This window comes from Rhizobium sp. F40D2 (assembly GCF_051810745.2).
Classification (GTDB): Bacteria; Pseudomonadota; Alphaproteobacteria; order Rhizobiales; family Rhizobiaceae; genus Rhizobium.
The window spans coordinates 338987-355576 of sequence record NZ_CM131436.1 but is presented as its reverse complement, the minus strand read 5'-3'; the positions used below and the strand labels follow the sequence as shown (position 1 = coordinate 355576).

At 61.8% G+C, this 16590-nt stretch carries 14 protein-coding genes; 7 read left to right on the top strand and 7 right to left on the bottom strand.

Annotated elements, in window-relative coordinates:
- Positions 1-64 precede the first annotated feature (64 nt).
- Entirely contained in the window at positions 65-715 is a 651-nt protein-coding gene (locus ACS4RS_RS01765; RefSeq protein WP_439008976.1) for a glutathione S-transferase N-terminal domain-containing protein, read from the bottom strand.
- Between the two features lie 141 nt (positions 716-856).
- Positions 857-1834 carry a phosphodiester glycosidase family protein gene (locus ACS4RS_RS01760; protein ID WP_439008977.1) on the bottom strand — a complete coding sequence of 326 codons (978 nt, stop codon included), beginning with the start codon at positions 1832-1834 and terminating at the stop codon, positions 857-859.
- Positions 1835-2187: 353 nt separating this feature from the next.
- Here ACS4RS_RS01760 and ACS4RS_RS01755 point away from each other — a divergent pair, with 353 nt between their 5' ends.
- Positions 2188-2679, top strand: a complete 492-nt coding sequence (locus tag ACS4RS_RS01755) for a GNAT family N-acetyltransferase (protein ID WP_439008978.1) — start codon at positions 2188-2190, stop codon at positions 2677-2679.
- A gap of 82 nt (positions 2680-2761) precedes the next feature.
- Here ACS4RS_RS01755 and ACS4RS_RS01750 read toward each other — a convergent pair whose 3' ends face one another.
- Entirely contained in the window at positions 2762-2956 is a 195-nt protein-coding gene (locus tag ACS4RS_RS01750) for a hypothetical protein (protein ID WP_439008979.1), read from the bottom strand.
- Positions 2957-3068: 112 nt separating this feature from the next.
- On the opposite strand from ACS4RS_RS01750, the gene ACS4RS_RS01745 reads away from it, so the two are divergent.
- A complete protein-coding gene (locus ACS4RS_RS01745) occupies positions 3069-3965 on the top strand; it encodes a LysR substrate-binding domain-containing protein (RefSeq protein WP_439008980.1) in 897 nt (298 codons plus the stop codon).
- A gap of 130 nt (positions 3966-4095) precedes the next feature.
- Here ACS4RS_RS01745 and ACS4RS_RS01740 read toward each other — a convergent pair whose 3' ends face one another.
- Positions 4096-4761, bottom strand: a complete 666-nt coding sequence (locus ACS4RS_RS01740) for a glutathione binding-like protein (protein WP_439008981.1) — start codon at positions 4759-4761, stop codon at positions 4096-4098.
- A 99-nt stretch (positions 4762-4860) separates the two neighbouring features.
- The gene (locus tag ACS4RS_RS01735; RefSeq protein ID WP_439008982.1) at positions 4861-6228 is read right to left on the bottom strand and encodes a TIGR03808 family TAT-translocated repetitive protein; all 1368 of its coding nucleotides are present in this window, start codon (positions 6226-6228) and stop codon (positions 4861-4863) included.
- A 244-nt stretch (positions 6229-6472) separates the two neighbouring features.
- Between ACS4RS_RS01735 and ACS4RS_RS01730 the strand changes: the two genes are divergently transcribed.
- Complete coding sequence (locus tag ACS4RS_RS01730) at positions 6473-8770, top strand: EAL domain-containing protein (protein WP_439008983.1); 2298 nt, start codon at positions 6473-6475, stop codon at positions 8768-8770.
- Between the two features lie 18 nt (positions 8771-8788).
- Here ACS4RS_RS01730 and ACS4RS_RS01725 read toward each other — a convergent pair whose 3' ends face one another.
- Entirely contained in the window at positions 8789-9511 is a 723-nt protein-coding gene (locus ACS4RS_RS01725; protein WP_439008984.1) for an autoinducer binding domain-containing protein, read from the bottom strand.
- Positions 9512-9987: 476 nt separating this feature from the next.
- Between ACS4RS_RS01725 and ACS4RS_RS01720 the strand changes: the two genes are divergently transcribed.
- Complete coding sequence (locus tag ACS4RS_RS01720) at positions 9988-11778, top strand: methyl-accepting chemotaxis protein (protein ID WP_439008985.1); 1791 nt, start codon at positions 9988-9990, stop codon at positions 11776-11778.
- A 20-nt stretch (positions 11779-11798) separates the two neighbouring features.
- Here the strand turns inward: ACS4RS_RS01720 and ACS4RS_RS01715 are convergent, their stop codons facing one another.
- Complete coding sequence (locus ACS4RS_RS01715) at positions 11799-12770, bottom strand: glycerophosphodiester phosphodiesterase family protein (RefSeq protein WP_439008986.1); 972 nt, start codon at positions 12768-12770, stop codon at positions 11799-11801.
- 120 nt (positions 12771-12890) lie between these two features.
- On the opposite strand from ACS4RS_RS01715, the gene ACS4RS_RS01710 reads away from it, so the two are divergent.
- From ACS4RS_RS01710 to ACS4RS_RS01700, 3 genes are all read left to right on the top strand, one after another.
- Positions 12891-13694 carry an alpha/beta fold hydrolase gene (locus ACS4RS_RS01710; protein WP_439008987.1) on the top strand — a complete coding sequence of 268 codons (804 nt, stop codon included), beginning with the start codon at positions 12891-12893 and terminating at the stop codon, positions 13692-13694.
- Positions 13695-13742: 48 nt separating this feature from the next.
- Complete coding sequence (locus tag ACS4RS_RS01705; RefSeq protein ID WP_439008988.1) at positions 13743-14753, top strand: ligase-associated DNA damage response exonuclease; 1011 nt, start codon at positions 13743-13745, stop codon at positions 14751-14753.
- A 204-nt stretch (positions 14754-14957) separates the two neighbouring features.
- Positions 14958-16583: a cisplatin damage response ATP-dependent DNA ligase gene (locus ACS4RS_RS01700; protein ID WP_439008989.1), complete on the top strand. Its 1626-nt coding sequence runs from the start codon at positions 14958-14960 to the stop codon at positions 16581-16583.
- Positions 16584-16590 lie beyond the last annotated feature (7 nt).

The following is a 16590-nucleotide window of genomic DNA, read 5'->3' as shown; positions in this document are numbered from 1 at the left end:
TGCCCTTGTATTGATCCGAAAGCTGAAACCGCGCCCCACCGCTTCGGACAGAAGCCGGCCCATCTCAGCCGGCCGATGCGGCGTTGAACACCGCCAGCTGGGCCGCGAAAGCACGCTGATAGGCCGGCCGGGCTTCGCCGCGGGCGACATAGGCGGCAAGGTTTGGATATTCCTCCAAGAGACCCGATGCTTGCGCCCTGAGCAACACCGTCACCATCAGCAGGTCGCCGGCGCTGAACGCGCCATCGAGCCAGTCGGCATCGCCAAGGCGAGCGGAAAGGCTGTCCAGCCGTGTGCGGATGCTGTCCCCAAGGGCGCGCAGGCGCTGCTCGTACCAGGGTTCGTCGCGCTCGAGGATGGTGGCGAGGCTGCGCTCGAAGATCGGTGGCTCTACCGTGTTGAGCGCGGCAAACATCCACGTGACAGCGCGCGCCCGGGCATTCGCATCCGCAGGCAGCAGGCCCGCATGGCGCTCGGCGATATGGAACACGATCGCGCCGGACTCGAACAGAGTAAGATCGCCTTCTTCATAGGTCGGAATCTGCCCGAAAGGATGAAGCGCCAGATGCGCGGGCTCCTTCATCGTCTTGAACGAAACGAGACGAACCTCGTAAGGCTGGCCCGCTTCTTCGAGCGCCCAGCGAACGCGCATGTCGCGCGCCAGGCCCCGGCCGCGATCGGGCGAGCGTTCAAAGGCGGTAATGGTAATCGTCATCGCTTCCTCCATATGATTATCCTTAGATCGATGCGATGTAAGGCGTTATGCAATGGCTTGAAGACGGCTGGCGAAACGAGTTTCCGACACCGATGCTCGCGATAATCCTCGCCGGCCTTGCGACGATCGCCAGATCCCGACCTATTTCCGCTCGACCGTCAGCACCATCGGCATCGCCCAATTGACCTCGGAAATCGGCCAGCGGAGCAGGCTTACTTTGTTGCCGTCCGCCTGAGACTCCCACCTTGCGTAGAATTTTTGCCGATAGCCATTCAGCCGAACGCTCCGGCAGGCGACGGGACCGCCGTCAAGATTGAGCGCGACCTTGAGATTGAGCGGCGAGGTCTTGAGAAACTCCGCAAGCCGGTCGAGGGAAAAGAACGCTTCCTTTGTCGTCCCGATGACGACACGCCCCAAATCGTCTTTGGCGACAAACGTACGGTTGGCGAGCCAACGGCTTTTCACATTCACATGCGTCTGCCCGTCATCGCCGATCAGCAGCGGATAGGAGACCATGGCGTTCGACGCGCCGGCAAAGGCTGTCTGCCAATCTTGATGCGTCAGGTCGCGGATATCGGCAGTGTCTTTGCCGGCAGTGAAGGCGCCGGCCCTCGCATCATATTGCTGAGGACCCATCGCAATGCCTTCGCTGATGAAAGGCGTATCGGGCCTGCCATGTTTGTTGAAATAGCTGCCGTTCACTATGAGCACGGCGTTCGGCAAAGCCTTTTCCCATTCGTCGATGCCGGCATCGCCCGCAGCCGCATTATGCGTGACGAATCGAAAGCGGGCCGGGTCAACTCTGCTGAAAAAGATCCGGTCGACTTCGCGGCCATCGGCAAGAACCGGCAGTTCCGCCACCTCGAAGCCCGTCTCCGGCTCCTGCCAGACCAGCGGCCCGGGCAGAACCGCCGGGATCACCGGGCTCAACGCCAAACGCATGGAGGCGGAAAGGCGCTCGTCGTCAGGTTTCATGTCGATCCAATAGGTTCCACCGCGCCGCAAGACGGTGTTGAAACCGTAAGCACCCGCGACCTGCCAGAGCCAGCCGGCGCCGACGACAATGGCGACCGTGAAAATTGCGAGGAGTCCGAACAGGATTTTTCGAATTGCTGGCACTGAAAATCTCTTTGCTGAAACAGATAGGGCTTCGCGGCGCCGGGTTGGCGTGGCGTCGCGCGAATGCAACCGCCAAGTAAGGTTTTTCTACGGTGGACGTGTTGCCCGCTCTGTCGAAATAGCCCTTCAGCCTGCTGGGGCCGGTCCTCCGTAACGGCTGGACAAAGAAGCCGGTGGGCTTCAATATCAATCCGCATCCGCTCATTCCGGGATCGGGCCGGAAGAGGAGAACGCCTTTGTTTGCCGTCGCAAAATATTCAGAACGCACCGGCCGAGGCGGAAGGACGAGACGCGGCTCGAATTCAATCGAGGGCTAGTCTTGCTGCTCGGCCATGACGCGCCAAAGCTGGCGCATGTCCAATGTCGAGAAGAACATGATCATCGAATTGACTGTTAATGATTTCGCCGCGTTGCTGAACGGCGCCGCGCCCTCAGATACGCGCCTGGTTTCCGATAGCGCCATCGCGCCGCCTGAGGTGCTGGAGATGCTGGCGCGGATCGCCGCGGAGATTGGCGCCGATTTTACGCCGTCGGCCTGGTTGATTGTCGAGGATGGCGAGATCGTCGGGCTGTGCTCCCTCATTCGTGCGCCTGAGAACGGCGAAATCCACATCGGCTACGGGATTGCACCGAGCCGCGAGCGGCGTGGCTACGTCACGCGCGCAATCGGCGAACTGCTCGAATGGGCGCGGAGGGACCCACGCGTGACGCTCGTTTCCGCCGATACGGGCGTGGAAAACATCGCCTCACAACGTGTCCTCGAACGCAATGGCTTTATCCGCATCGGCGAGCGCATCGATCCGGAAGACGGTCGCGTGATTTGCTGGCAGGCATCGGTGGATTGAGGCAGGTCGCTCGGAACAAAGCGCGTCGCGTCACGCGAGTGATGCGGCGCGTTTTAGGGCCGGCTGAAACGGGCGCGCAGCGTCACGCGCATTTTGCAAACGTCGGTTTGGCCTCGGCGGCAAGACCGGTCTCTGTTCCGAGCGGCAGATCGGCAATTTCCCGCATCGACATGCGCTCGACCTCGGGATGCCGCAGCGGATCGTTCTTCCAGGCTGAGGGAGCGTCTGCGCCGCTGAGGGCTAGGGCGGGCCTCAAGAAAAACTTAAGCAACGACATGGCATGCCTCGCTTTCTCCAATCGGCGGGGATGATCGCCGCAGGCTGCAATATCTGCTCCCTCAAGCGGATTTTCAATTGAGATTAATGCGGTGCTGCTATAGAAAAACTATATGAAAAATCTGAACACTGTGCATCTCAACGGCCTCAGGGCGCTGGAGGCCGTCGGTCGGCTCGGCTCGCTGCAGGCAGCCGCCGATGAGCTCGGCGTCTCGGTCGGCGCCGTCAGCCAGCAGGTGATCAAGGCGGAGGCGCAGCTTGGCCTGATGATCTTCGAGCGCACCGCCCGGGGAATGATGACAACGGAAGCCGCCCGGCCGGTGCTGCTGGCGCTCGACGAAGGTTTTGCCCGCCTTTCGGCCGCCGTCTCGATAGCAAGCCGCAAGGACGATACGATCCTGACGATCTCGGTGGCGCCGGTTTTTGCTGCCCGCTGGCTCGTCTGCCGGCTCGATCGCTTCGCCGAGCGCCACCCCGATAACAAGCTGCGGCTCGATGCAACCACCAATCTCGTCAGCCCCGCCCTCTGCGACGTCGATGTCGGCATCCGTGTCGGCGCCGGCAAATGGCCTGACGTGAAGGCCGAACTGCTCTTGGAGCAGGAGGTTTTTCCCGTCTGCTCGCCGGAGATGGCGGCGAAATTGAAGGAGCCCGCCGATATCCTGGCGCTGCCTGCCGTCGTCGACGGCCGCGCCATGTTCTCCTGGGATGTCTGGATGCGTGAGGCGGGACTGTCAGGCGCCACACCGGCGACCCGCCACGTCTTCAACGATGCCTCGCTTTGCCTCGATGCGGCGATCGCCGGGCAGGGCGTCATGCTTGCCTGGCAGACCCTTGCGGCATTTGCGCTTGCCGAAGGCCGGCTGGTCGCCCCCTTCGGCATTCGCGCGCGCACCGGCTTCGGCCACTACTTCGTCACCGCCGAAGGCACGCGCGAGCCGAAGAAGGTCAGGGACTTCAAGGCCTGGATCCGCGAGGAAATGGCCGGCACGCTTGCCTTGTTCCGCTAAAGCATGTTGCGCAAAAGTGTGCCGCGGTTTTGCCAGGCAAAGCGCTAAGCGCTTTTGCCTCAAACGACATGCGGAAAAACAATGAGCTAAAGCGCGACGAGCGATCTGAAAGATCGCGACGCGCTTTAGTTCAGACCTCGATCGGTTCCCTGCCGCGCGTCTCCTGCATGCTTTTGTAGGCCGGGCGCGACTGGCAGCGCTCGAGCCAGGCCTTGATGTTCGGATGCGCCTGGAAAAGCGCCTCCTCGCTCTGGGCGTAGCGCAGCACCTCGGCAATGTTGAGATCGGCGACGGTGAAGCGGTCGCCGACGATCCATTGCCGGCCGGCAAGCTGGCCCTCAAGCGCAGCAAGCGGCCTGCGCAAGGCATGACAGGATGCGGCGATCGTTTCCTTGCCCTCCTGGCTGTTCTCGAGGCCGTTGTCATAGGTCAGCACGATCCTTACCGAATGCGGCTCGATCTGCGAAGCAGCCCAGACGGTCCACATCGTTAGCAATCCGTCTTCTTCGACGGTTTGCCCCGCAAGCGGTCCGCCATGTTTGCGGGCGAGGTAGAGATTGATCGCCAGAGACTCGTGCATGACGAAATCGCCGTCCTTGATGCTGGGGATCTGGGCCATCGGATTGATGTCAGCAAAGTCCGGCGAGTGCGTGTTGAGCGGCGCTTCTGTTGCCAGCGGGTCTGCGAGCCGCCTTGCCTGTAGCACTGGCACCGAACGAAATTCGAGCCCGAGTTCCTCAGCCATCCAGTAGACGCGCGACGCCCGCGATCGATAGACTCCGTAGATTGTCAGCATGATCTTGCCCCTCGATGTAATTGTCCGGGAGCGTAGAGGCCGCAGCGGCTGTGGAAAAGTCCTTGCCGCTGATGGGATGATGAAAGCTTTTGATGTGCTTCAGGAGACGCGGTTTCGCTCGACAGTCAGCTGTTTGTAAGGCGCGCCGCCCGCCATCTCGTCCGACACTTTCTTCTCCCATTGGAAGCCTAAAACCGCGCCTTCGGCGGTCTCCTGGAAGACATTGTCGGTGATGACGGCGGTGCCGGCGCCGTCGGCGACCGAGACGGCGCATCCCACGGGCGCTTGGCGCACCACATTGCCGCTGACGACGACATTGCGGAGATAGGGACCCCAGCCGATCTGCATGCCCCAGCGCGGCGCCCCCTCGATCACATTGCCCGAAATCAGCGTGTCGGCCTCTGCCGCAATGCCGATGCCGAAGCCGACCTCGTGCTTGTATGGACCTTTCAGAGTGAGGTTGCGCACGACATTGCCGGTGACGGTCGCCAGCCTGCCGCCTTCGTCGAAATTGGCGATCGAAATGCCGTTCGCCGCCCCGTCGATCATGTTGGCGGAAACGACGGCGCCCTCGAAGGCGAATTCGACGTAGATCGCCGTCTCGCCGGAGCGCCGGCACTGATTGTTGCTGATCTGGATGTCGGAGGCCGAATTGGCGCGGATGGCCGTGAAGGCGCAGGCGGAAATATGATTGTTCACCACCATCACGCCATCGGCGCGGAAGATGTTGATGCCATTGCCGTTCTGGCCGGTGCCGCCGTCATTGGCGCGGATGTTGGAGATGCGGTTGCCGGAAACCACCGTGCCGTCCTCCGCCTTGTTCCAGCGATGCACCAGAATGCCGCCATTGCCGCAATCGACGACCGTATTTCCGGTGACCGAAAGGTTGGCGGAATCGACCGCATAAAGCCCGGCCTGGGCCGCACCCGAAATACGGCTGCGCTCGATCCGCCCGCCGCAGCGCTCCAGCTGCAACCCGTGTTTGCTACTGCCGCCGATCTCGCAATTGTCGATCAGCACCTCTTCGACGCCGGTAAATTGGACGAGCCCGCCGGCAGAGTCGCCGAGCCAGCGGTTGCCGCCGTCGATAACGAGGTTGGAAAGCTCGATGCGGCGCACATTTGCCGCCGCCAACAGGTGACCCTCGCCGGTATAGACGATCCGCGAGGCGCCGGGCACGCCTGTTATGCGGGTATTGTCGGGCAGGTTGAGATTGGAGACTCGATAAGTGCCGGGCGGCAGGAAGATCGGCACGTTCTCGCGCGCCGCCTGTTCGATCATCTGCTGCAGGTTGCGGGTCTTGCGGTCGCCGCTTTCGGGAATGGCGCGATATTCCACCGCGTCGATCGCGCCGCGCAGATCGGGTTGTACGGCAGCCGAAAGTGGTGCGGCAAGCACGCGCGGAACTGAACCTCCCGCAACCGCTGCGGCGGCGAGAAAGAAAAGCATGTCGCGGCGTGAAGGCATTCCGGATTCTTTCATCATAACGCGCCCGTAGCACGAAACATGCCAGAGGCGCCTGTCTCTTTCTGGCACAGGCGGCCGGAATTGCGGTTGTTGGCCTGGACAAGGGCAGGATATCGCCGCCGATCTTGTCGTCTTGTTCACTCTTTCATTTAAGCAAGCCGAAGGAAATGGGGACTACTTTGAAGGGAATATTGCGGGGTGACTATGCGGGATGGGGCCTTCGGCCTCCGAGGAGAATGACGGCATGCACGAACCGAGTGCCAGGCGATGGGAAACCACTGATGCCCTGTCGGCCGAAACGCGGCGCATCGTCGCCGCGACGGAGGCGATGATGGCCTCGACCGCCCATCATCTCTCCGATGGCATCGAGAACCTTCGCCTGAAGGCGATCGTCCACGAACTTCCGGATTTCCTCTACGTCAAGGATCGTGACAGCCGCTTCGTCTTCGCCAACGCCGTCACCGCCAGCAGCCTCGGCCTGGAGAGCTCTGACCTGCTTACCGGCAAACGTGATTTCGACCTGTTCGATTTCGAGACGGCGCGCCACCATTTCGATATCGAACAACAGATCATGGCGACGGGGCAAGCCTGCATCGACATGGAGGAAAGCTACGTCCTGCCAGGCGGCAAAAGGCCGATATGCCGGCTGACCTCGAAGATACCGCTGCGCAATGATCGCGGCGAGATCATCGGCCTGATTGGCGTTTCCCGTGATATCACCGAACGCAAGCGCCAGGAGGATCTCCATCGCGAGCAGGCGAACCTGCTCGAAATGATCGCCCGCAACGAGCCGCTGCCGATGATCCTCGAGGCGCTGGTACTGATGATCGAAGCGCAGCTGACCGGCATCGACGGCTCGGTGCTGCTGCTGAACGGCGAGGGCACCAGGCTATATCACGGCGCCGCCCCCAATTTGCCCGGCGGCTACAGCCGCCTGATCGACGGCATCACCATCGGTCCCAAGGTCGGCTCTTGCGGCACCGCCGCTTGGCGTGGCCAGACGGTGATCGTCGAGGACGTGATGAGCGATCCGCTGTGGGAGGATTTTCGCGCGCTGGTCGCTCCCTTCGGCTTCCGCTCCTGCTGGTCGACGCCGATCGCGACCTCGCAGAATAATGTGCTCGGCACCTTCGCCCTTTATTCCAGGGAAGTCCGCCGTCCCAACGAGCATGAAATGAAGCTGGTGGCGCTCGCCACGCACATTGCCGGCATCGCCATCGAGCGCAAGCGTGTCGACGATCGCATCCATTTCATGGCCCATCATGACGATCTCACCGGCCTGCCGAACCGGGCCTTCCTGAAGGAACGGCTGGCCAATATCCTCGACCAGGCCCGGCGCCATACCCGCAAGGTGACCGTCGCCTACATCGATCTCGATAATTTCAAGGACATCAACGACGGCCGCGGCCACGCCGCCGGTGACGAAGTGCTGAAGGAAACCGCCGCCCGCATGGCCAACAGCATCCGGGCCTCGGATATGGTGGTACGTCTCGGCGGCGACGAATTCCTCGTCGTGCTCGTTCATCAATCGAGCCACGATGCCGGCATCACGCGCCGCCTCCGCGAACTGCAGAAGGCGATCAACCGGCCGATCCCCAGCGACGGCGGCGAGATCACCGTCACCTCGAGCATCGGCGTTGCCGCCTTTCCCTTCGACGGCGCGACCTCGGAAGAGCTTCTCGCCAATGCCGACCGTGCCATGTATCGCGCCAAGGAGCTCGGCCGCAACACCTTGCAGCACCACGATGGCGGCGGCACGCCGGTTGGCATGCCGCTCGGCGAGCAGGAGGAGCTGCACCAGGCGATCACCGGCGACCAGCTGTTCCTGCAATATCAGCCGCAGGTCGATGTCGCCACCGGTCGCATCACCGGCATCGAGGCGTTGGTGCGCTGGAACCATCCGGCCAAGGGCAGGGTGCCGCCGGTCAATTTCATCCCGCTCGCCGAAGAGACCGGCCTCATCGTTCCCCTCGGCCTCTGGGTGTTGAACGAGGCCTGCCGCCAGGCGCGCCAATGGCAGGATATGGGCCTGACGCCGCTGACCATTGCCGTCAACGTTTCGGCCAAGCAGTTCGCCGATCCGGATTTTGCAAGCCACGTCGCCGAAGCGTTGGAGCGCCACCGCCTGCAAGCGCGCTGGCTGGAGCTGGAGGTCACCGAAAGCGTGGTGATGCAGGATGCCGAACGCGCGCTCGCCATGATGGAATCGCTGCGGGCACTGGGTGTGCGCCTGTCGATCGACGATTTCGGCTCCGGCTATTCCAGCCTGGCGGCGCTAAAGACCTTCCCCTTCGACCGCCTGAAGATGGACCGTTCGCTGGTCGAGGCACTGCCGGGCGACAAGACCGCCGTCGCCATCGCCTCGGCGGTGATTTCGCTGGCGCAGACGCTGAAGCTTTCGGTTCTCGCCGAGGGCGTCGAAACCGACGCCCAGATGGATTTCCTGCGCCACGCGCATTGCGAAGAGGCGCAAGGCTATCGTTTCTCCAAGCCGGTCTCTCCGGAGGAAATCCCCGGATTGCTGCAGGCGCAGGCTCTCTAAAGTTCCTCCGTCGGCACCTTAAATTCGAATGAGATTGAGACGCAGAGCGCTGACGACCGCCTGCGTTCTCGTCGCACATCCGAGCTTCTTGATCACACTGCCGATGTGGTGGTTGACCGCATTTTCCGAGAGATCGAGAAGCTTTGCGATTTCAACGCTCTTCCTTCCACCCGCCGTCAGCCTCAGGCAGTCCAGCTCGCTCGGCGTAAACGCAATCGGCTTGTGTTTCTCGTTCAATGTCAGCTGTGAGAGCCGATCGTAGATCAACGTGGCGATAAACAGGATCTTCGCCATTTCGATCATGCTGAAATTCCGGGACCCCGAAATAGACATCGCACCGCGTCCACCCGCGGCATCGTGGACAGGAAAATAGGCTCCCCTTTCCATGCCGTAACGGTGAAACAACTCGATGACCGTGGACTTTTTGCCTTCCCCGCGGTCGGTATTGATCGCTGCGACATCATAGTTGAAGGGGCTGGTCGATCTCAGCATCCTGCGGATGACGGGGCTGTCGACCATCAGGTTGTGGGCGTCATAAAAATCGACCATCTCCGCCGGCCAATTGGTGATGATCTTTGTCGCGCCTATCTCGACGAAGTCGACGGTGGGGAGCGTCATGATCAGAAAAGCGGTCATTCCCAGACCCAGAGTGAGACCCTTCACGTATTTGAAGACTTCGTAATGCGTGTTGAAGCCCGCGGCGGTTTCCTCAATTCGATTGAACTCGGTCTCGAGCTCCATGTCTTTCTCCGATCACCACGTAACGTCCGGCGGCTTGGTGGGTGATGTCCGAATCCGCTCGTGCCGATCGACGATTTTACACGCTCGAAGTGCGGTGCAACATGTCGCTACAGAGGAAGTTGGAAGGTCAACAAGCCGTCGGGAACACGAAAATAAGAACGATTGATGCTTAACAAACAGTAAACACGCCTTCTGGTTTTTGGGCGCTGGCTGCGGAAGAATTCCATTTCGATTGAGAAGATCCGCGACGGGAGCATTCGCGTCAGCGCCGGAGATTTGCCAGCGCCGCGAAATAACAAATTGGTTTTGTTCAATTATTCTGTGTGGACGTCCAGACGCTATCGGCCCCTGGTACCGTACCGTCCGGTTAATGGATACTTAAAGAATTTAGCGGATTTTATTTTCGGGTGCTCGTCCAGCAAAGCCCGTAGTGGGTCGCAGCAATCGATCGCGTGGATCTGAGTTAGGGGAACAGGATGAAAAAAATAGCATTGGGCTTCGGATCTGACGCAAAGGCCGTACTGGCTGCGATGAGCAGGTCACAGGCGATCATCGAGTTCGACCTTACCGGCAAGATCTTGACGGCCAATGCCAATTTCTGTGCCGCGCTCGGCTACCAGCTGTCCGAGATTGTCGGCCAGCACCACCGGATGTTCGTCGAGCCGGCAGAAGCTGCTTCAGCCGATTATCGCGAATTCTGGGCGAGGCTCGGCCGAGGCGAGTTCGATCAGCGTCAGTACAAGCGCATCGGCAAGGGTGGCAAGGAAGTCTGGATCGAAGCCTCCTATAACCCCGTCTTTAGTGGTGGAAGACCGTACAAAGTGGTGAAGTTCGCCACCGATATCACCAGACAGAAGCTGCGAAGCGCTGAAGATGCCGGCAAGCTGAGCGCACTGTCGCGCGCCCAGGCCGTTATCGAGTTCACCCCCAAAGGCGAGATCCTGACCGCGAATGAAAATTTCCTGTCGGCACTTGGCTATCAGTTGGCGGAAATCCAGGGCCGCCATCATTCGATGTTCTGCGACAGCGCTTACGCAAACAGCGACGACTACCGACGGTTCTGGGAGCGTCTGTCAGCCGGGGAGTTCGCGGCTGACGAATTTCTTCGTATCGGAAAGGGCGGAAAAAAGATCTACATCCAGGCCTCTTACAATCCGATCTTCGATATGAACGGCAAGGTGTTCAAGGTCGTCAAATTCGCGACCGACGTCACAGCCCGCGTCAGCAATGTCGATCAGCTCGCGGCATCCCTGATGGCCTTGTCCGGCGGGGATCTCACCCAGGAAGTTCCGACACCGTTCATTCCGACTCTGGAAAAACTCCGGACCGACTTCAACGCCGCCGTCAGCAAGCTGCGCACGGCGATGCAGGTGGTTGCCTCGAACGCGACCGGCATCGCCGCCGGAGCCCAGCAGGTTCGCTCCGCCTCGGACGATTTGTCGAAGCGCACCGAGCAGCAGGCGGCCTCCGTCGAAGAAACAGCAGCCGCCCTTGAAGAGATCACCACAACGGTCTCCGATTCCAGCAACCGCGCCCAGGAGGCAGGCCAACTGGTGCGACGGACCCGTGAAAATGCCGAACGCTCGGGGGCGGTGGTGCGCAGCGCGGTCGATGCCATGGGCAAGATTGAGACCTCGTCGGCGGAAATCAGCAATATCATCGGCGTGATCGACGAAATCGCGTTTCAGACCAACCTGTTGGCCCTCAACGCAGGCGTCGAGGCGGCACGCGCCGGCGACGCCGGCAAAGGTTTTGCGGTTGTGGCGCAAGAAGTCAGGGAACTTGCTCAGAGATCGGCCAAAGCGGCGAAGGAGATCAAGGAGCTCATCAGCGCCTCGAACGAGCATGTAAAGAGCGGCGTGACGCTCGTTGGCGAAACCGGCAGGGCCCTGGAAGAGATCGTCGCCCAGGTTCAGCAGGTCAACGGAAATGTTCTTGCGATCGTCGAAAGTTCCAAGGAGCAGGCGACGGGATTGAAGGAAATCAACACCGCGGTCAACACCATGGACCAGGGAACCCAGCAGAATGCAGCCATGGTCGAGGAATCGACGGCTGCTGCCCATAGCCTTGCCAAGGAGGCCGCCGCATTATTCCAGCTGCTGGGGCAGTTCAATATCGGCAGCTTGGGCACGCGGCAATCGCGTCCCGCCGCCGCAACCGCCTCTTCCAGGCCGGTCACATCGGCACCGCGGGCAATGGCTGCGAAGGTAAGTGCGGCCTTCCATGGCAATGCCGCAGTTGCCGGCGGCGATTGGGAGGAGTTCTAAGCCGACCGCGGCGATGCCCCTCATTTCGCGAGCCGCCCGATCGCCTCGATCTCGTTCGTCCATATGCCCGCCGCATAGTTTGGCGGCAGTCGCGCCAGTAGCGCGGGATCGTCGATGCCGGTGGAAAAATCACCGCCGCGATAGGGGCCGAGCACGAAGACCTCGGTTCCGGCGTCCTGCATCCGGTTGAGAAAACGGTCCGGCCAGCCCCAGAGCCATGGCGCAATATTGATCGGCACCAGCATCATGGCGTGTTTGCAGGCATCCGGTAGCACGCCGATCCAGCCATAGCCGATGTAGCCGAAAAGGCAGCCGTTCAGGCTCTTGCGCGAAGCGGTCTTGAGTTCGGGCACCTGCCGGCGCAGGACATCGATCGGCTCGTCGCCGCCATAGACGATGATGTCAGCCCGCCGTTCGGCCGAAAGCCGGTTGAGCACTGCGGCGAGCTTTTCGCCCTCGGAAGGGTCGCGGCTCTTGACGTTGATCAGGAAGCGCCGATCCGGAAAGGTTGATAGCGCCTCGGCAAGCGTCGGCATCATGCCGATGCCGCGGCCGCGAAAGGGAAAGCTCTTGCCGCCATCGGCGGTATAGCCGTAGCCGATGTCGAGCTTTCGCAACTCCGCCATCGAATGCTCGCGGGTGACGCCGTGCCCGTCGGTGCGGCAGTCGAGCGTCCAGTCGTGAAAGACGGCGAATGCGCCGTCCGTGGTCGGATGCACGTCGATCTCGACGATATCGGCGCCGGCTGCAAAGCCTGCCTCCATCGAGCGGATGGTATTCTCGAGATAATCATGTTTCGGCGCCAGCATGCGGCTCGCCGTGCAGGTGTCGTTCTTCAGATCGGTCTCGTTGAAGCGCTGGGCGATGCCGCGATGGGCGAGCAGGACCGGCCTTCCCGACCGATGCTCGGCAAGCAGGCTGGTATTGTTGAGATAGATGCCGGCCGCGGCAAGTGCGACCGCGCCCACGCAATAGAAAAGCTTCCTGCCCATCATGCTCCCCCTGATTGCATCGAAGGAGACAACAGCTAGAAAGCGATTCTGGTTGTTCTTGGACTGTTTTCCGGCTTTTCTATGCCGGCAGTTCATACCCCGGAGAGGATCGGTATCGCCATGGAACAACAGGACGACGAGCTCATCCGTTTTGCAGAACACGGCGCGGCCGCCTTGCCGCCGGCGTCTGTCGAAGGTCATGTAGGGCGCGATGGCGCCCGCATCTGGTATGCGAGCTACGGGACCGGCCCTGCCGTCATCCTGCTGCATGGCGGCCTCGGCCATAGCGGCAACTGGGGCTATCAGCTGCCGGCGCTGCTCGACAGCGGGCGCCGCGTTGTGCTGATCGACAGCCGCGGCCATGGCCGCAGCACCCGAGATGCCCGTCCCTACACCTATGAACTGATGGCGTCAGACGTGCTTGCGGTTATGGACGACCTGCGTCTGGAAAAGGCAGCATTCATCGGTTGGAGCGACGGCGCCTGCATCGCGCTGATCCTCGCCGCGACGGCGCCGTCGCGGGTCGACGGCGTCTTCTTCTTCGCCTGCAACATGGATCCGAGCGGCACGCTGGAATTCGTTCCGACCCCGGTCATCGACCGCTGTTTCAGCCGCCATGCCCGCGACTATGCGGCCTTGTCCGCCACGCCGGATGATTTCAATTGCTTCGTCGAGGCGGTTAGCTTGATGATGCGCACGGAGCCGAACTATCAGGCTGCTGACCTCAACCTGATCCGCGTGCCGGTCGCAATCGTGCTCGGTGAGCACGACGAATTCATCAAGCCCGAGCATGGCGAACATCTTGCCCGCAGCATTCCGGACGCTGAGATGATTTATCTTGAACGCGTCAGCCATTTCGCGCCGCTGCAACGGCCGGCGGAGTTCAATGCGGCGGTACTGACCTTTCTCGACAGGCTCCCATGATGATCGCTGCCTCTGGCCTCGCGTGCATTTGCCGCTATCTCTTGCTTCATGAGACCTGATGCGCTGCTCTATCCCGCCCCGGAAGGGCTCTATTGCCCCGAAGGCGGCTTCTATGTCGATCCTGTGCGGCCGGTAGAGCGTGCGCTCGTCACCCACGGCCATTCCGATCACGCCCGGCCGGGCCATGTGAACGTGCTTGCCACCGGCCAGACGCTCGACATCATGCGCCTGCGTTACGGCGAGGGCTTCTGCGCCAGCGAGCAGGCTGCCGCCTTCGGCGAGGAACTGCTCGTCAACGGCGTCAAGGTGAGCTTTCATCCGGCCGGCCACGTGCTCGGCTCGGCGCAGATCGCCATCGAGAAAAACGGCACCCGCATCGTCGTCTCCGGCGATTACAAACGCCGCCCGGATCCGACCTGCGCCGCCTATGTGCCGGTTCCCTGCGATGTCTTCATCACCGAGGCGACCTTCGGCCTGCCGGTCTTCCATCATCCCGATCCGATGGATGAGATCGGCAAGCTGCTCGCCTCGCTCCGGCAATTTCCCGAGCGCACCCATCTCGTCGGCGCCTATGCGCTGGGAAAGGCCCAGCGCGTCATAAGGCTGCTGCGCGATGCCGGTTACAGCGAGCCGATCTATATCCACGGCGCCATGGAAAAGCTCTGCGACTACTATGTCGGCGAGGGCATCGATCTTGGCGAGCTGCTGCCGGCCACGATCGAAAGCCGCGACAAATCCGCCTTCAAGGGCGCGGTCGTCATCGGCCCGTCCTCGGCCTTTGCCGACCGCTGGGCCCGGCGCTTCAACGAGCCGCTGCCGGCTTTTGCCTCCGGCTGGATGATGGTGCGCCAGCGCGCCAAACAGCACGGCGTCGAACTGCCGCTCGTCATCTCCGATCATTGCGACTGGCCGGAACTGACGGAAACCATCCGCGAACTGCACCCGGCCGAAGTCTGGGTGACCCATGGCCGGGAGGAGGCCCTGGTGCGCTGGTGCCAGCTCCAGGGCATCAAGGCGAAGCCGTTGCATCTGGTGGGTTACGAGGATGAGGCGGATTGAGATGACCTATGTGCTGGATCAAAACCCCTCCCCAACCCCTCCCCACAAGGGGGAGGGGCTACCGTGGCGTGCCCGCCGCATTTTACCTCAGACAGCCCAGCATGCAGCCGCGTTGCTTTGGGCCGAGGCAGCGCCACGAGTTAGTCCCTCCCCCTTGTGGGGAGGGGTTGGGGAGGGGTCTTCTTCCCAAACGCGGAGGCCGATATGAAAGCCTTCGCCGACCTCCTCGACCGCCTCGTCCTCACGCCCAGCCGCAACGGCAAGCTGAAGCTGCTCACCGACTATTTCCGCGACACGCCGGACCCTGACCGCGGCTACGGCCTTGCCGCCATCGCCGGCACGCTGGAGGTGCGCAACGTCAAGCCCGCCATGCTGCGCGAACTGGTGCTGGAGCGCATGGACGAGGTGTTGTTCCGTTATTCCTACGACTATGTCGGCGATCTCGCTGAAACCATCTCGCTCGTCTGGGACAATGAGCGGGATATCGACCGCTCGGCCCTTTCCCAGCCGCGTCTCGGCGCTGTTGTCACCGACATGAATGCGCTTGGCCGCACGGAGGTGCGCGGTTTCGTCCGTGATCTGCTCGACCGGCTGGATTCCTCCGGTCGGTTCGCTTTCATCAAGCTGGCGACCGGCGCCATGCGCATCGGCGTTTCCGCCCGTCTTGCCAAGCAGGCGCTGGCCGATCTCGGCGATAAGGACGTCACCGAAATCGAAACCCTCTGGCACGGCCTGCAGCCGCCCTACGAGACATTGTTCGAATGGCTGGCGGGCGGCGGCGAAAAACCGGTGCTGGCGACACCGGCGATCTTCCATTCGGTCATGCTCGCCAATGCGGTGGAGGAGGGGGACCTTAGCGGTCTCGATCCGGCCAGTTACGCCGCTGAATGGAAATGGGACGGTATCCGTGTCCAGCTTTCCCGGTCCGGCGATCGGCGCAAGATCTATTCCCGCTCCGGCGACGACATCTCGGGCGCCTTTCCCGATATTCTCGACGCCATCAGTTTTTCCGGCGTCGTCGACGGCGAGCTGCTGGTCGGCGGCACCGCCCGCTCCAACAGCCCGACCCGCACCTTCTCCGACCTGCAGCAGCGCCTCAATCGCAAGACGGTGACGGCAAAGATGCTTTCCGACTACCCCGCCTTCATCCGCACCTACGACCTGCTCTTCGACGATGACGAGGATGTGCGGGGCCGTGGCTTTACCGATAGGCGCGATCGGCTGGCCGAGATCATCGACCGCGCCCCCCACGACCGTTTCGACCTCTCGCCGCTCGTGCCCTTCTCGTCCTGGGACGAGCTCGACCGTCTCCGCGCCGCCCCGCCTGATCCGGTCATCGAGGGCGTGATGATCAAGCGGCGCGACAGCATCTACCAGGCCGGCCGGATGAAAGGTCCCTGGTTCAAGTGGAAGCGAAATCCTTATAATGTCGATGCGGTGCTGATGTATGCCCAGCGCGGCCACGGCAAGCGCTCCAGCTACTATTCCGATTTCACCTTCGGCGTCTGGGCCGACGACGAGGACGGCGAACAGCTGGTGCCCGTCGGCAAGGCCTATTTCGGTTTCACCGATGCCGAGCTCGAAGTGCTCGACAAATTCGTGCGCAACAATACCACCGAGCGTTTCGGGCCGGTGCGCGCCGTGCGCGCCGACAAGGATTTCGGTTTCGTCGTCGAGGTGGCCTTTGAAGGCATCAACCGCTCGACCCGGCACAAATCGGGTGTCGCCATGCGCTTTCCCCGCATCGCCCGTCTTCGCCCCGACAAGCCCACTTATGAGGCCGACCGGCTGCGCACCCTGATCGCCATGATCGACGCCAAGCCGGGGTGAGGGGCAA

Coding starts and splice junctions, on each gene's coding strand:
- ACS4RS_RS01765 (WP_439008976.1), bottom strand. CDS start 715: ATGACGATTACCATTACCGCCTTTGAACGCTCGCCCGATCGCGGCCGG.
- ACS4RS_RS01755 (WP_439008978.1), top strand. CDS start 2,188: ATGTCCAATGTCGAGAAGAACATGATCATCGAATTGACTGTTAATGAT.
- ACS4RS_RS01750 (WP_439008979.1), bottom strand. CDS start 2,956: ATGTCGTTGCTTAAGTTTTTCTTGAGGCCCGCCCTAGCCCTCAGCGGC.
- ACS4RS_RS01745 (WP_439008980.1), top strand. CDS start 3,069: ATGAAAAATCTGAACACTGTGCATCTCAACGGCCTCAGGGCGCTGGAG.
- ACS4RS_RS01740 (WP_439008981.1), bottom strand. CDS start 4,761: ATGCTGACAATCTACGGAGTCTATCGATCGCGGGCGTCGCGCGTCTAC.
- ACS4RS_RS01735 (WP_439008982.1), bottom strand. CDS start 6,228: ATGCCTTCACGCCGCGACATGCTTTTCTTTCTCGCCGCCGCAGCGGTT.
- ACS4RS_RS01730 (WP_439008983.1), top strand. CDS start 6,473: ATGCACGAACCGAGTGCCAGGCGATGGGAAACCACTGATGCCCTGTCG.
- ACS4RS_RS01725 (WP_439008984.1), bottom strand. CDS start 9,511: ATGGAGCTCGAGACCGAGTTCAATCGAATTGAGGAAACCGCCGCGGGC.
- ACS4RS_RS01720 (WP_439008985.1), top strand. CDS start 9,988: ATGAAAAAAATAGCATTGGGCTTCGGATCTGACGCAAAGGCCGTACTG.
- ACS4RS_RS01715 (WP_439008986.1), bottom strand. CDS start 12,770: ATGGGCAGGAAGCTTTTCTATTGCGTGGGCGCGGTCGCACTTGCCGCG.
- ACS4RS_RS01710 (WP_439008987.1), top strand. CDS start 12,891: ATGGAACAACAGGACGACGAGCTCATCCGTTTTGCAGAACACGGCGCG.
- ACS4RS_RS01705 (WP_439008988.1), top strand. CDS start 13,743: ATGAGACCTGATGCGCTGCTCTATCCCGCCCCGGAAGGGCTCTATTGC.
- ACS4RS_RS01700 (WP_439008989.1), top strand. CDS start 14,958: ATGAAAGCCTTCGCCGACCTCCTCGACCGCCTCGTCCTCACGCCCAGC.